This window comes from Zhengella sedimenti, assembly GCF_046506625.1.
Taxonomy (GTDB): Bacteria; Pseudomonadota; Alphaproteobacteria; order Rhizobiales; family Rhizobiaceae; genus Zhengella; species Zhengella sedimenti.
Genome location: NZ_JBKFFP010000004.1, coordinates 1 through 14561 on the forward strand (window position 1 = coordinate 1; position 14561 = coordinate 14561).

The following is a 14561-nucleotide window of genomic DNA, read 5'->3' on the forward strand; positions in this document are numbered from 1 at the left end:
ACGCTTGGCTGGCCGGACAAGACGCCCGAACTGAAGAAGTACTACCAGACCGACGTGCTGGTGACGGGCTTCGACATGATCTTCTTCTGGGTTGCCCGGATGATGATGATGGGCCTGCATTTCATGGACGAGGAGCCGTTCCAAACGGTCTACGTCCATGCGCTGGTGCGCGACAAGAACGGCGCCAAGATGTCGAAATCCAAGGGCAACGTCATCGACCCGCTGGAACTGATCGACGAATACGGAGCCGATGCGCTGCGCTTCACGCTGGCCATCATGGCCGCCCAGGGCCGCGACGTGAAACTCGATCCTGCCCGTATCGCCGGGTATCGCAATTTCGGCACCAAGCTGTGGAACGCCACGCGCTTCGCCGAGATGAACGGCGTCGCTCGCGATCCGGGATTTGCGCCGGAAACGGCGGTCGATCCGGTCAACCGCTGGATTCTCGCCGAACTGACGCGCACGGCGAATGCGGTCACCCAGGCCATCGAGGCCTACCGTTTCAACGATGCCGCCGGCGCCGCCTACCGCTTCGTGTGGAACCAGGTCTGCGACTGGTATCTCGAACTGCTCAAGCCCGTGTTCAACGGCGAGGACGAGAAGGCCAAGGCGGAGGCGCGCGCCTGCGCTGCCCATGTTCTTGACGAGACCTACAAGCTGCTGCACCCCTTCATGCCCTTCATCACGGAAGAGCTTTGGGACCACACGGCAAGCCGCGACGGCCTTCTTTGCCACGCGGCATGGCCGCAGCCGTCCTTCGAGGATGACGAGGCTGCCGCCGACATCAACTGGCTGATCGATCTCGTTTCCGGCGTGCGCTCGGTGCGCGCCGAGATGAACGTGCCGGCCGGCGCCATGGCACCGCTGGTGGTCACGGGCGCCAGCGAACCGACCCTGGCGCGCCTCGAGCGCCATGACGCGGCCATCCGGCGCCTTGCGCGCGTGGAGAGTATCGCCACGGCAGCCGAAGCCCCCCGTGGATCCGCCCAGATCGTCGTCGGCGAGGCCACCGTTTGCCTGCCGCTCGGTGACCTGATCGACCTCGAGGCGGAAGCCGCCCGGCTGGAGAAGGCCCATGCAAAGGCGGCCGACGAAACCGCGCGCATCGAAAAGAAGCTCGCCAACGAGAAGTTCGTCGCCAATGCGAAGGCCGAGGTCGTGGAGGCCGAGCGCGAGAAACTGGCCGAGGCGCAGGAAACGGCCGCGCGGCTGGCAACGGCCTTGCAGCGGATCCGCGAAGCCGGATGACCGGAGCGCACTTCAGGCGCAGCGATGCGTTACTGCAAATGGCAACAGGCCGGGCATCGTCGCCCGGCCTGTTTCGTTTTCTGGCACAGTTGCAAGGGGTGCCCGGTCAGGCCCCGCTGGCCGCCGTGCCATTGCCCTTGCGCTGCTCGGGGTGCAGGGTCTTGCCGAGGATATGGTCGTCCTGACCGATGACGTGGTGCGTGGACCCGACGATGAGCGGGTCGGGCGCATGGACCACGTGACGGTTCTTGTTGGGATAGGGCAGCGAATAGAGGAAGTGGCGCATGGTGTTGAGCCGCGCGCGCTTCTTGCAGTTCGACTTGATGATCGTCCATGGCGCGTCGGCGGTGTCCGTGTAGAAGAACATCGCTTCCTTCGCCTCCGTGTAGTCGTCCCACTTGTCCAGCGAGGCCTTGTCCACGGGCGACAGTTTCCACTGCTTCAGAGGGTCGGTCTCGCGCGCCTTGAAGCGGCGGTACTGCTCGTCCTGGGTCACGGAAAACCAGTACTTGTAGAGGCGGATGCCGGAGCGCGAGAGCATTTTTTCCACCTCGGGCGCCTCGCGCATGAATTCGAGATATTCCGTCGGCGAGCAGAAACCCATGACCCGCTCGACCCCGGCGCGATTGTACCAGGAGCGGTCGAACAGCACCATTTCGCCTGCACCTGGCAGGTGCTGGATATAACGCTGGAAGAACCATTGGGTCTTTTCCCGCTCGGTGGGCTTCGGCAGGGCCACGACGGTCGCCGCGCGCGGGTTCAGATGTTCCATGAAGCGCTTGATCGTGCCGCCCTTGCCCGCCGCATCCCGGCCCTCGAACAGCATCACCACCTTCTGCCCGGTCTCCTCGATCCAGCGCTGCGCCTTGAGGAGTTCCACCTGGAGCGCGGCCTTTTCCTTCTCGTAGGCCATCCGCTTCATCTTGCTCTTGTAGGGATACACGCCCTGTTCGAACAGCTTGGCGATGGCCTGCGGATCGTGCCGCATCTGCGCAAGATGGTGGTCGGGAACACGCACCTTGGACTTGACCGCAGCCTTGGTGTCTTCCTTTTCCACCAACGCCGTTTCCCCGACGGCCGCCATCGCCTCTTCCGCTGGCGCCGGAGGAGGCGCCGGGGCCGGTTCGCTGGCGGTGGTTGCCGTGTTGTCATCGATCATCGTGAACCCTCCGATATTTGCTAATATTCTACCTATGGTCGATGATAAGGCTTCATGTGTCCTTGATGCGTGTCAATCCGTGGCAAGACTTTTTTCTTCCCGTCTTGTTATTGCGGAGGCTGAAATCCACATACACGGTCCGGCGTCCCTGAGGGGTGCGTCGGCCATCCGATGGAGCGGGGCGAATGCACGGTACTGACTGGCTCTGGCCCGCATTCCTGGCCTTTGTATTCGCGGTTCTTTCATTCGACCTGTTCGTCATTCACCGCCGGGCAGAAGCCCTGTCCATCCGCAACGCGCTGATGACATGGGGCGTCTATGTGGCCCTGGCGCTGATCTTCGCGCTCGGCGTCTTCCACTTCGGCGGAGCGGGGAAGGGGGCGGAGTTCCTGACCGGCTATCTGGTCGAGCAGGCCCTGTCGATGGACAACATCTTTGTCATCGCCATGATCTTCGCCCATTTCAAGGTGCCGCCGGAAGCCCAGCACCGCGTGCTTTTCTACGGCATTCTTGGCGCCATCGTCATGCGCCTGTCGCTCATCGTGCCGGGGGTCCACCTCGTCCAGCAGTTCCATTTCATCGGTATGGCGCTTGGCGCCCTCCTGGTCTGGTCGGGCTGGAAGATGCTGCGCCACGACGGGGCGCAGATCGATCCGGGCCAATCGGCGGTCGTGCGGCTGCTCACGCGAAGCGGTCGCTGCCTGGACAGTTATCGCGGCAATCGTTTTCTCGTGAAGGTGGACGGCCGGCTCTGGATGACGCCGCTCTTTGTCGTCCTGGTCGCGGTCGAGGTCACCGATCTTGTCTTCGCCGTCGACTCGATCCCGGCCGTTCTCGCCATTTCCGATGATCCCTTCATCGTCTTTTCATCCAACGTCTTCGCCATCATGGGCCTGCGCGTGCTCTATTTCGTGCTTGCCGGCATGATCCGGGAATTCGAATACCTCCAGACCGGCCTGTCGCTCGTGCTCGTGTTCATCGGGATCAAGATGCTGCTGGCCGGCACCATCGAGATCCCGTCGCTTGTCGCCCTCGGAGTCACGGCCCTTCTCATTGGCGGATCGGTCATTGCCTCCATCGTCGCGCGGGCGGAGAATCCGCCGCCGCCAGGCCGGTCCTGAGCGGCTGGAAGGGGCGTCTTGTTGCGCTTCGGCAACAGCTATTCATCCAGCCATCGTGTAGGCATGGAAGGTGGCGGCGATTGCCCAAGTCCCGCCACAAAACGGGAGCACCCCGAAGCCATCGGAGAAAACGGCCCGGCATGCGGGCCAGGGCAGGCGTCGCGCGTTCGCGATGCGCGCTTGCGGACAGAAGCAGGGCCAACACGTGCAGGGCACAGGAACGAAACGGAGTTACCGGGCATTCGGCGGCCTTGCAGTGCTGACGATTGCCCTTCTCCTTCCCGTAACGCATGCTGCCGCCTTCGATCCCGGCAAGGGACAGAAGAGCGACGATCCGTGGGCGGCTTTCCGCTTCGGCTTCGATGCCTATCGCAGCGGCGACAAGAAGGAAGCGATCGAGGCCTATCGCTATGCCGCCGACAAGGGCCATGCCGGCGCGCAATGGAAGCTGGCGCGCATGTATGCCGATGGCGACGGTGTCAGCCGGAACGAATACGAAGCCTTCAAGATCTTCCGTAACATCGTTCGCATGGGCGCCGAACCGGGCAGCCCCAACGAGAGTTACGTGTCCGACGCGCTTGTGGCGCTGGCCGGCTACGTGCGCAAGGGAATACCCATGTCGCCCGTGCGCGCCGACCCTAGGCTCGCCCGCGATCTCTATCTCCAGGCCGCGTCCATGTTCGGCAATCCTGATGCGCAGTTCGAGATGGGCCGGATGCTGCTCGAGGGCGATGGCGGACGCGCGAACCGCAAGCAGGCGGCGCGCTGGCTTCGCCTGTCGGCCCGCAAGGGGCACTACAAGGCCGAGGCGCTCCTGGGCGACTTGCTGGTGCAGGACGGCAAGATGGTTCGCGGCCTCGCCATGCTGACGGCGGCGCTGGAACGCGCCGAGCCGGTCGACCAGGGCTGGATCCGCACCCGCCAGGAGGAAGCCTTCGGCCTTGCCGCCGAGAGCGACCGCCGCACCGCGATGGTCCTGGCCGAGCAATTCCTCCGCGAAGGCTACAAGTAAGCCCCTGGCACGATCCGGTCAGGAACCGGGGCGCCCGCCGGCCTTGCCGGTCCAGCGTGCCGGTTCGCACATCGAATCGGGCGGCAGGGTGAGGGGTGGCGTGCTATCCAGCCGGAAGGCAGCCCTGCGTGTCGCGGCTGCGCTGGCATTCTCCTGCTCGCAATCGCCGGTCCTGAGCCATGAGGTGTTGTTGAGGACCATGACGCAACGCGCCCGGAACGGCTTTCCCGCAGAGCGTATGCACACCTCCTCGTCCAGCCGGTATTCGGTCCCGTTGGCGCGGCATCTGCAATCGGGCGCGGCCTGAACCGCGCCGAAGAGCGGGAACAGAAAAAACACTGCGAGGATCACACGCGCCGTCTTCATGCGTGCCAGTCTAGCACAAGACGGTTCGCGGGCGCGACAGCACGTCATCACGCCAGGTGGACGAACACCGGTACATGGTCCGACGGCTTCTCCCAGCTGCGCACATGCTTTTCGATGCCCGCCGAAACGAGCCTGTCCGCCGCCTCTGGCGAGAGCATGAGGTGGTCGATGCGGATGCCGTTGTTCTTTTGCCAGGCCCCGCCCTGGTAATCCCAGAACGTGTAGGTTCCGGGTGCGTCTGTGACCGCGCGGATGGCATCGGTGTAGCCGAGGTTCTCCAGCCGCCGGAAGGCAGTGCGGCTTTCCGGCCGGAACAGCGCGTCGCCTTCCCATACCTTCGGATCGTGGCAATCCTCCGGTTCCGGGATGACGTTGTAGTCGCCGGCCAGGACATAGGGCTCTTCCAGTGCCAGGCGCTGGCGCGCATGGGCTTCCAGCCTGTCCATCCATGCCAGCTTGTAGGCGAACTTCTCCGTGTCCACGGGATTTCCGTTCGGCAGGTAGAGCGAGGCAACGCGAAGCACGCCCGATGGCATCGACCACACGCCTTCGATGAAGCGGGCCTGCTCGTCGCCGTCATCGCCGGGCAGGCCCCGCATCACCTCGTCCGGTGAGGTCTTCGACAGCAGCGCCACGCCGTTGAAACCCTTCTGGCCATGCGTCTCGACATGGTACCCGAGCGCCTCGATCTCCAGCCGGGGAAAGTTCTCGTCCACGGACTTGATTTCCTGCAGGCAGGCGATGTCCGGCGCGCTGTCGCGGAGCCAGGCGAGCAGGTTGTCGATGCGCGCCTTGACGCCGTTGATGTTCCAGGTCGCGATCTTCATGGCAAACTACGCAAAGCAAGTGTTTCAAGAAAATATGGATGGTTCCGCCAGTCCGTCTGCATGATCCTGCCGGAAAGCTGCGGCCGGTGGGGACCGGCGGCACTTAACAACAACAGAGGGGTCAATTCAATGAGTGACGCTGCTTCAATGCCGGCCGCCGCCGGTTCCGCGGACATGAAGGCCTTGCTTCGCGATCCGGACTATACGCCGCCGATTGCCCAGGCGGTTCCGCTTGGCATCCAGCATGTCCTTGCCATGTTCGCCTCGAATGTCACGCCGGCCATCATCGTGGCGGGTGCCGCCGGTTTCGGTTTCGGGTCCAATTCGCCCGAGTTTCCGAACCTGATCTACATGATCCAGATGTCTATGCTGTTCGCCGGCATCGCCACCCTGTTCCAGACCATCGGCATGGGGCCGGTCGGGGCGCGCCTGCCCATCGTGCAGGGCACCAGCTTCGCCTTCCTGCCGATCATGATCCCCGCCGTGGCGGGGCAGGGTGTGGCAGGCCTTGCCGGGCTCATGACCGGCGTGCTGATCGGCGGCATCTTCCACTTCTTCCTCGGTTTCGTGATCGGACGCATCCGCTTCGCGCTGCCGCCGCTCGTCACCGGCCTCATCGTCCTGATGATCGGTCTGGCCCTGATCCGCGTCGGCATCCAGTATGCCGCCGGCGGTGTGCCGCTGATCGGAAAGCCCGCCTATGGCACCATGGCCTATTGGGGTCCGGCGCTTGTCGTTGTCGTCGTCACGCTGGCCATCAAGTTCTTCACCAGGGGTTTCCTGTCCATCGCCGCGGTGCTGCTCGGCCTGATCGCCGGCTATGTCGTGGCCCTTCTCCTTGGCCAGGTCAACTTCGACAATGTCGGTCGCGCCGCTGCGTTCGCCCTGCCTGAGCCGTTCAAGTGGGGCTTCGAGTTCAATTCGGCGATCGTCATCGGCATGTGTTTCATGGCAATCGTCTCGGCCATCGAGACGGTCGGTGACACGTCGGGCATCTGCAAGGGCGGGGCAGGGCGCGAAGCCACCGACAAGGAAATCTCCGGCGCCACTTTCGCCGATGGTCTGGGCACGGCGGTTGCCGGCGTCTTTGGCGGCCTGCCGAACACCTCCTTCTCGCAGAATGTCGGCCTGATCTCGATCACCGGCGTCATGAGCCGCCACGTCGTCACCTATGGCGCGATCTTCCTCATCCTGTGCGGTTTCATTCCGAAGGTCGGTGCGGTCGTCTCCACCGTGCCGATCCACGTGCTTGGCGGTGGCGTCATCGTCATGTTCGGCATGGTGGCGGCCGCCGGCGTCAACATGCTGTCGGAGGTCAACTGGAACCGCCGCAACATGGTGATCTTCGCCGTCGCGCTCTCGGTCGGCCTCGGCCTGCAACTGGAACCCGACGCGCTGCAGCACCTGCCGGCCACGCTCAAGATCCTGCTGACCTCCGGCCTGCTGCCCTCGGCGCTGATTGCCATCGTGCTGAACCTGGCGCTGCCGGAAGAACTCGACTGACGGCCTGCCGGAAGCCGAAAAAACAGAGCCGCGGCGGGCCTCCCGTCGCGGCTCTTCCATTCGCCAATGTTTGCGTCTCAGACCGAAAAGCTCGTCCCGCAACCACAGCTTGCCACGGCATTCGGATTGTCGATCCGGAAGGCCTGGCCCATCAGTTCGTCAACGAAATCGACCTTCGAGCCGCCCATGTAGACCAGCGACAACTCGTCGATGAAGACCTTCGCGCCGTTCTTCTCGAACACGACATCGTCCTCGTTCTGGGCGTCGGTCAGGTCGATCAGATAGGAAAAGCCCGAACAGCCGCCGCCCTCGACGGCGATTCGCAGGCCGATCTTTTCCGGCTCCCGTTCCAGCACCTTCAGGATGCGGCGCGCGGCCGCATCGGTGACATCCACACCCTTCATCGTGCTTGCTGCGTCGTGACCCATCGTGTCCAGCCTTGCATTCGTTGTTGCCCCATAGGTAAGTAACCGCCACGGGACCGTCAACAGCGGCACGGATGACGGACCTGTGCGATTGCGGCAACAGGGGCGGGACAGGCATGATTCTCGGCGACATCGGATTCGGCTATCGCGAGCGCGCGGCCTGGGCCTGCGATCCGGCCCGCACGCGCGGCCGCCTGATCCCGGAACCGGAAAGCCGCACGCGCACGCCGTTTCAGCGCGACCGTGACCGGATCATCCATTCCAACGCCTTCCGTCGTCTCAAGCACAAGACACAGGTATTCGTCGCCCATGAGGGCGACCATTTCCGCACGCGCCTGACGCACACGATCGAGGTCTCGCAGATTGCCCGTGCGATTGCCCGTTCCCTGAAGGTGGACGAGGATCTCGCGGAGGCCGTGGCGCTGGTGCACGATTTCGGCCACACGCCCTTCGGCCATACCGGCGAGGACGCGCTGAACGAGAAGATGGCGGGCTTTGGCGGTTTCGATCACAATGCCCAGTCGCTGCGCATCGTCACGCGGCTGGAGCGCCGCTACGCCCAGTTCGATGGCCTGAACCTTTCATGGGAGACGCTGGAAGGCCTGGTCAAGCACAATGGCCCGCTGACAGACGCGGAAGGCAACGGGCTGGATGGGCCGGTGCCGCAGGACATCCTCGATTTCGACGCGGCCTTCCCCATGGGATTGTCCCAGCATGCGTCACTGGAAGCCCAGGCCGCGGCCATCGCCGACGACATCGCCTACAACACGCATGACATCGATGACGGCACCCGCGCGGGCCTGTTCACACTGGATGAACTGGAAGCCGAGGTGCCCTTCGTCGCCCGCACCCTGGCGACCGTGCGCGAGACCTGGCCCGTCCTCGATCCCGTGCGCACGGGCCACGAATTCATGCGCCGGCAGATCACGGCCATGGTCGAGGATGTCATATCCACCGCGCTTGAAAGGCTGGCACGCATCAGGCCGGCCAGCGCCGCCGATGTTCGCGCGGCCGGTCTCGCGATCGCGGGGTTTTCCGACGCGATGAAGGAAACCGACCGGGCGCTCAAGCGCTTCCTGTTCGCCCGCATGTACCGCCACCCGGATGTCATGCGCTGGCGGGTGGAAGCCGACCGCGTGGTCCGCGAACTCTTCGATGCCTACATGGCCGACCCGGCGGCGATGGGCGGACACTGGGCCGCCGAAACGCCCGCCGGTAAGGCGACGCGCGCGCGCCACGTCGCCGATTTCCTGTCCGGCATGACCGACACCTTCGCGCTCAAGGAATATGAACGCCTGTTTGACCGCAAGGTGGAGATGGGCTAGGCGAGGCCCGGCCTTTCCGGGCACCGGCCCGGTGTTTCATTTCTATGGACAGCAACCCATGAACATCTTCGCCGATTTCACGCAGCGGATTCTTGCCATTGTCGAAGGCCTCGGCCTGGAGGCGAAGGACGGCGGCGCACCCGACGTCTCGCGCATGGCCGTCGAGCCGCCGCGCGATGCCTCGCATGGCGACCTGGCGTGCAATGTCGCCATGGTGCTGGCCAGGCAGGTCGGGCGCAATCCGCGCGAACTGGCCCAGGCGATCGCCGATGCCATCGCGGGTGATGCCGACGTGGCGGCAGCCGAGGTCGCCGGTCCGGGCTTCATCAACCTGCGGCTTTCCGACAGGTACTGGCAATCGCTGCTGAAGGACATCCTGGCGTCCGGCGCCGGTTTCGGCCGTTCCGCCATGGGCCAGGGCCACAAGGTCAATGTCGAATACGTCTCGGCCAATCCCACGGGCCCGATGCATGTCGGCCATTGCCGCGGCGCGGTGGTGGGCGATGCGCTGGCGAACCTTCTCGGATTTGCCGGTTATGACGTGACCAAGGAATATTACATCAATGACGCGGGCGTGCAGATCGACGTGCTGGGCCGTTCCGCCCTGCTGCGCTACCGCGAGGCGCTCGGCGAGGATATCGGCGACATCCCGGCCGGGCTCTATCCCGGCGACTACCTGAAGCCCGTCGGCGAAGAACTGAAGGCCGAGCATGGGCCCGCACTCCTGTCGATGGACGATGACACGGCGCTTGCCATCGCCAAGGACAAGGCCGTCGCCATGATGATGGACATCATCCGGTCGGACCTGGCGGCGCTGAACGTCACCCACGAGGTGTTCTTCTCCGAACGCCAGCTTCACGCCGACAACGCCACGCTGATCCGCTCGGCGATCAACGACCTGACGATGAAGGGCCATGTCTATCGCGGCAAGCTGCCGCCCCCCAAGGGCCAGAAGCCGGAGGACTGGGAGGATCGCGAGCAGACCCTGTTCCGCTCCACCGATGTGGGTGACGATATCGACCGGCCGCTGGTCAAGTCGGACGGGGCCTATACTTATTTCGCCGCCGATGTCGCCTACATGCTGGACAAGTACCGGCGCGGCTACGAGAAGCTGATCTTCATACTCGGCGCCGACCATGGCGGCTATGTCAAGCGCATGGAGGCGCTGGCGCGCGCCATTTCCGGCGGGAAGATCGACCTGACCATCGTGCTGACCCAGCTCGTCAAGCTTTACCGCGACGGAGAACCGGTGCGCATGTCCAAGCGTGCGGGCGAGTTCGTCACCTTGCGCGACGTGGTCGACGAGGTCGGGCGCGATCCCGTGCGCTTCATGATGCTCTATCGCAAGGCCGACGCGCCGCTGGATTTCGACTTCGCCAAGGTGACCGAACAGTCCAAGGACAATCCGGTCTTCTACGTGCAATATGCCTCGGCGCGCTGCCATTCGGTCTTCCGCCAGGCTGTCGAGATGTACGGCCCGGACATCGCGGTCCGGGAAGGCCTGGAGGAGGGTGTGTCGCTGCTGACCGACGAGGGCGAGATCGCGCTCATCCGCAAGCTCGCCGAATGGCCCCGGCTTGTCGAGCAGGCCGCCGCAGCGCTGGAACCCCATCGCGTCGCCTTCTATCTCTACGACCTCGCCAGCGCCTTGCACGGCCACTGGAACCGGGGCACGGACAATCCCGACTTACGTTTTCTTAAGGTTAACGATCCAGTATTGACACGCGCCAGGCTAGGGCTGGTGCAGGCAGTACTGGACGTTCTCGTGGCCGGACTGGGTCTGGTCGGGGCGGATGCACCGGAAGAAATGCGTTAGTCAAGCAATCTTCTGCCTGTCACCTTTTGCCCACAATGGGCTGGTAACGCCGGTAATTTGGCGCCCGGCGGCGCCCGTTTGGTAAGGTGTACGGGACAGGACATGGCAGACACCAAATCCGCGAAGCTGGATCAAGATTTCAGCCTTTCGCCCGACGATCCCTTGTCGAAGCTGGCGAATTTCTTTGTCGTTTCGGACGATCCGCTCGGGCCGAAACCGGCGCCTGAACCCGTGATCGACATGGAGCAGGAACTCCTGCCCGCGCGCGACGAGGGTAACGCTCCCTTTGACGCTGCCGGCGAGGTGCAGGCCCCGGCGCCAGCAGAGCCGGTTTCGGCACAGCCCCCGCTTTCCGCGTGGGATTCGCCGGAACAGGCGCGTCCGGTGTACGCGGAAAGGGCGATGCAGGACGAACGGCCGGACAGCGGAACGGATGCCGGCGATGCGCCACTTGATGAGGCGACCGCGCTGGATGCCGAACTTGATGCCGAGTTCGCCGGCCTGCATTGGGAAACGGACGACACCGCGGAGCCTCGCGCCTTCGAGCCTGCCGTTCCCGATGATGCGGCCTTTGCGCCGGCCGGGAACGAGCATGTCAGCGAAGCCGGTTCCTTTGTGGCGCCGCAATCCTGGCAGACGCAGGCGGCCGATACGGCTGAAGGTCCGGTGCCGGACGCGTTGCCGGGCTCGGAACATGCCCCGGACGATATGCCCGAGACGGCAGCGGGATCCGCTTCCGCCGGGTTCGCGCCCTTGCCGGCCGGCCATGCGTGGCAACCGCCCGCATCCGGTCTGAAGGCGTGGGAACCGCCCGCATCCGGGCTTGACGAGGGCGTCGCGGATGACGTGCTGGACGAGATGATGGCGGTCGACTGGTCTTCCCGTTCGGGAGAGGCCTGGTCCGCCGAACAGGACGGCGCTGGCGCCGATGCCGGGCACGATGGTGCCGAGGAAGCCGCCTTCCAGCCGGAATTTGCTGACGAACCGTTTTCGACCGCCGCAGAAGACGGGGGCGACTGGATGCCGGAAGAACCGCTCGCGATGCGCGACGGCGGACCGGATCATGCGCCGCCGGCCCCGGAAAAGCCGCTGTCGTTTGCCGCAACGACGATCGAGGACGAACTGGCGGCCCTGCTCGCCGGAGAACCGGACAATGGCGCTCGGGACGACGTGCCGGCCCCCGTTGCGCCGGCCGTGGAGGCCTCTGGGCATGGTCCCGATGCCGACGTCGCCGGGTTTGACAGTCATGCCGGCATGCCGGCCTTGGACGCGAGTGAGGCGGCGCCATCTTACCAAGTGTCCCACGCCACCCATGAAGCGGCACGCATGAGCCGCCAGACGAATTTCGGCTGGGCGTTGCCGCCCCAGCAGCAACCGGGTTGGGGCGATGCCGCAACCAGCCATGAGGCAGGCGCGACCGATACCCTTCAGGATGAGGCGGATCCGGTTGGATATGCGCCGGCCACCCGTCCGTGGAACGACGGATCGCCCGAACCTGTGGAAGCGGCCGCCAAGAATGCGCCCGATTCGCAGGCCGGATTCGAAGCCGACGACCGGGCGTTTGAATTCGAGGGAGCGTTCACGGACGACTTCGATGTGGTCGACGCGGCGGATCTTTCTGCCAGCGAAACGGCCGAGGAGTTGCCCGAACGCATCGAAGCGGACGAGGAACCCGATATCGATCTCCCGGAATTCGACGAATCCGCCTTTCTCGACCAGAGTTTCATCGAGGATGACCTGCGGCTCGACAGTGAGGATCCCGCGCCGCCGTCCATTCCCGGGCAGGCGGCAGCCGGCGGCGAGGGCGATTTCGATATCGACCCCGACCTGCTGGCGGAGATCGAATCGATCCAGATGGAGCATCCCGGGGAAGGCGACGACTACGGCTACGGTTCGGACGGTGTCGAATTGCCGGACGCTCGCGATTCGGCCTCCGGGTCCGGCCAGTCCGCTGGCGGGTCCGCCATGCGAACCGGGCTGGCCGCAGGTGCAGCAGCAGCGGTCGGCGGCCTGGCCTCACGCTTCAGCACAGGTTCAAGGAAATCGGCGGCGGAACCCTTGCCCCCGGAAATCGAGACAACGGATGTCCCGGAATCCCGGATCGACATGGCCGATGACCTCGATTTGCCGGAAACAGCCTACCAGACGGATTCGGCGCACCATGCCGGACCGGACGACCTGGAAGAGATGCTGGCCGGACAAGAATTGTCCGACACCCATGTCGCGGCTGGTCAGCCGCAGGCGGCGATGGATTTCGAGACCTTCTTCGAACGCGAACTGGAAGATGCCGGCATATCCTTTGGTGCCGCGAAAAAGCCGGTCCATGCCCCCGATAGCCAGGCAACCGCCAGGCTTGAGGAACCCGTTTCCGTCCCCGTCACGCCAGGTGCCGCGCAGCGCACCTATGACGACGTGCTGCATGACGAGGATCTTGAACGCGAACTGGCCTTCGACGACTTCGCGGAACCGGCAGACGAGGGGCAGAAATCGAAACGCGGCCTGATGATCGCCGCCGTTGTCGCCGGTGTTGCCCTGGTCGGCGGTATCGGTGCGTTTGCCCTGACCGGCGGCGGCGGGGATGCCGGTGACACGCAGGCAATCGTCCGCGCCGATCCCGAACCGGTCAAGGTCAAGCCGGAAAACCCGGGCGGCACGAAGGTGCCCAACCAGAACCGGGTGGTCTACGAGGAAGCGGCCGGAGCGCCGGCCGGTGCCGAGCCGCAACAGGACAAGCTGGTGAGCAACGCCGAAACGCCGGTCGATGTAAGGACCCGTCCCGTGCGGGTCGTGTCGCCGGGGCCGGTCGATGCGGCTGCGGGCGGTGATTCGCCAGCGAATGAGCCATCAGGAACGGCCGCGCCGGCTGCGAAGTCGGAGGATCGCATCGATCCCGACCGGACGGCGCAGGAGCCGGGACCGTCGAGTGAACTGGCTGCAGTCGCGCCGCGGCGTGTCCGCACCTATGTGGTCCGGCCGGACGGAACGCTGGTGGCCACCGAGGCGCCGGCCCCTTCAGGCGCGGATATCGCTGCGACCGCGTCGCCTCAGGCAGAAGCCGCCGCAACAGAGCAGAAAGCGGGCGAAGAGGCGCCTGCCACGGCCGCAGGAATCCCCGTTCCCCAGCCCCGACCGCAGATTGGCGGCGAGACACGGACGGCCGGGACCGCGCCTGCCGAAACGGCTGCGCCGGCGCCTGTGACCGCGGCAGCGGACACGGCCAGAACCGAGGCTCCCGGCCTTCAGCCGCGCCAGGTGCGTACCACGACGATCCGGCGCGATACGGTCACCGCGCCGCCGGTCGTGCCCGAGCGCCCGGCCGATCAGCCGGTCAACATCGTCGGCACGACACGGCGCGACGGCCAGCAGGTCGCGGCTGCCCCGCCGGCTGCGCAGACGGGTCTCGCCAATGCCAATCCGCCGGCATGGGTGCAGATCGCCTCCCAGCCGTCGCGTGAACTCGCGCAGTCTTCCTATCGCAACCTTTCGCAGCGCTTTGGCAGCATCATTGGCGGACGCGGCGTCAATATCGTGCCGGCCGAGATCCCGGGGCGCGGCACCTTCTACCGCGTCAACATCCCGGCCGGCAGTTTCAACGAGGCAGCCAGCCTTTGCCGCGAGATCAAGGCCGCCGGCGGAGACTGCCTGGCGAAACGCTGACCCGGTTTCGGCCAGGCACCGGTTCCAATGGGGCCGCCCCGCGCGGCCCCTTTGCCTGTGGGGAAAGCCGCAAGCCCGGCCTTGCTTCGTGTCTTCACGGAC

General features: G+C 65.1%; 11 protein-coding genes. 7 read left to right on the forward strand and 4 right to left on the reverse strand.

The window, feature by feature from the left end; translation table 11 throughout:
- Positions 1 to 1248: class I tRNA ligase family protein (locus tag ACLB6G_RS12025; protein ID WP_410356434.1), on the forward strand; the 1248-nt coding region annotated here is incomplete at its 5' end.
- 106 nt (positions 1249 to 1354) lie between these two features.
- Here the strand turns inward: ACLB6G_RS12025 and ppk2 are convergent.
- Positions 1355 to 2407: a polyphosphate kinase 2 gene (gene ppk2, locus ACLB6G_RS12030; protein ID WP_410356435.1), complete on the reverse strand. Its 1053-nt coding sequence runs from the start codon at positions 2405 to 2407 to the stop codon at positions 1355 to 1357.
- A gap of 185 nt (positions 2408 to 2592) precedes the next feature.
- Here ppk2 and ACLB6G_RS12035 point away from each other — a divergent pair, with 185 nt between their 5' ends.
- Complete coding sequence (locus tag ACLB6G_RS12035; protein WP_410356436.1) at positions 2593 to 3528, forward strand: TerC family protein; 936 nt, start codon at positions 2593 to 2595, stop codon at positions 3526 to 3528.
- 205 nt (positions 3529 to 3733) lie between these two features.
- A complete protein-coding gene (locus tag ACLB6G_RS12040; protein WP_410356437.1) occupies positions 3734 to 4540 on the forward strand; it encodes a tetratricopeptide repeat protein in 807 nt (268 codons plus the stop codon).
- Positions 4541 to 4558: 18 nt separating this feature from the next.
- Here the strand turns inward: ACLB6G_RS12040 and ACLB6G_RS12045 are convergent, their stop codons facing one another.
- Positions 4559 to 4906: a hypothetical protein gene (locus ACLB6G_RS12045; RefSeq protein WP_410356438.1), complete on the reverse strand. Its 348-nt coding sequence runs from the start codon at positions 4904 to 4906 to the stop codon at positions 4559 to 4561.
- Positions 4907 to 4953: 47 nt separating this feature from the next.
- Positions 4954 to 5733 (reverse strand): exodeoxyribonuclease III, encoded by a 780-nt coding sequence (gene xth / locus ACLB6G_RS12050; protein ID WP_410356439.1) that lies wholly within the window; start codon positions 5731 to 5733, stop codon positions 4954 to 4956.
- 174 nt (positions 5734 to 5907) lie between these two features.
- On the opposite strand from xth, the gene ACLB6G_RS12055 reads away from it, so the two are divergent.
- On the forward strand, positions 5908 to 7236 hold the full coding sequence (locus ACLB6G_RS12055; RefSeq protein ID WP_410356440.1) for a uracil-xanthine permease family protein: 1329 nt from the start codon (positions 5908 to 5910) through the stop codon (positions 7234 to 7236).
- 77 nt (positions 7237 to 7313) lie between these two features.
- Here the strand turns inward: ACLB6G_RS12055 and ACLB6G_RS12060 are convergent, their stop codons facing one another.
- A complete protein-coding gene (locus ACLB6G_RS12060) occupies positions 7314 to 7664 on the reverse strand; it encodes a HesB/IscA family protein (RefSeq protein ID WP_410356441.1) in 351 nt (116 codons plus the stop codon).
- A 113-nt stretch (positions 7665 to 7777) separates the two neighbouring features.
- Here ACLB6G_RS12060 and ACLB6G_RS12065 point away from each other — a divergent pair, with 113 nt between their 5' ends.
- The 3 genes from ACLB6G_RS12065 to ACLB6G_RS12075 all read left to right on the forward strand — a co-directional run bounded on the left by ACLB6G_RS12065 (position 7778) and on the right by ACLB6G_RS12075 (position 14459).
- Entirely contained in the window at positions 7778 to 8986 is a 1209-nt protein-coding gene (locus ACLB6G_RS12065) for a deoxyguanosinetriphosphate triphosphohydrolase (protein ID WP_410356442.1), read from the forward strand.
- A gap of 58 nt (positions 8987 to 9044) precedes the next feature.
- The gene (gene argS / locus ACLB6G_RS12070; protein WP_410356443.1) at positions 9045 to 10802 is read left to right on the forward strand and encodes an arginine--tRNA ligase; all 1758 of its coding nucleotides are present in this window, start codon (positions 9045 to 9047) and stop codon (positions 10800 to 10802) included.
- A gap of 102 nt (positions 10803 to 10904) precedes the next feature.
- Entirely contained in the window at positions 10905 to 14459 is a 3555-nt protein-coding gene (locus ACLB6G_RS12075; protein ID WP_410356444.1) for an SPOR domain-containing protein, read from the forward strand.
- Positions 14460 to 14561 lie beyond the last annotated feature (102 nt).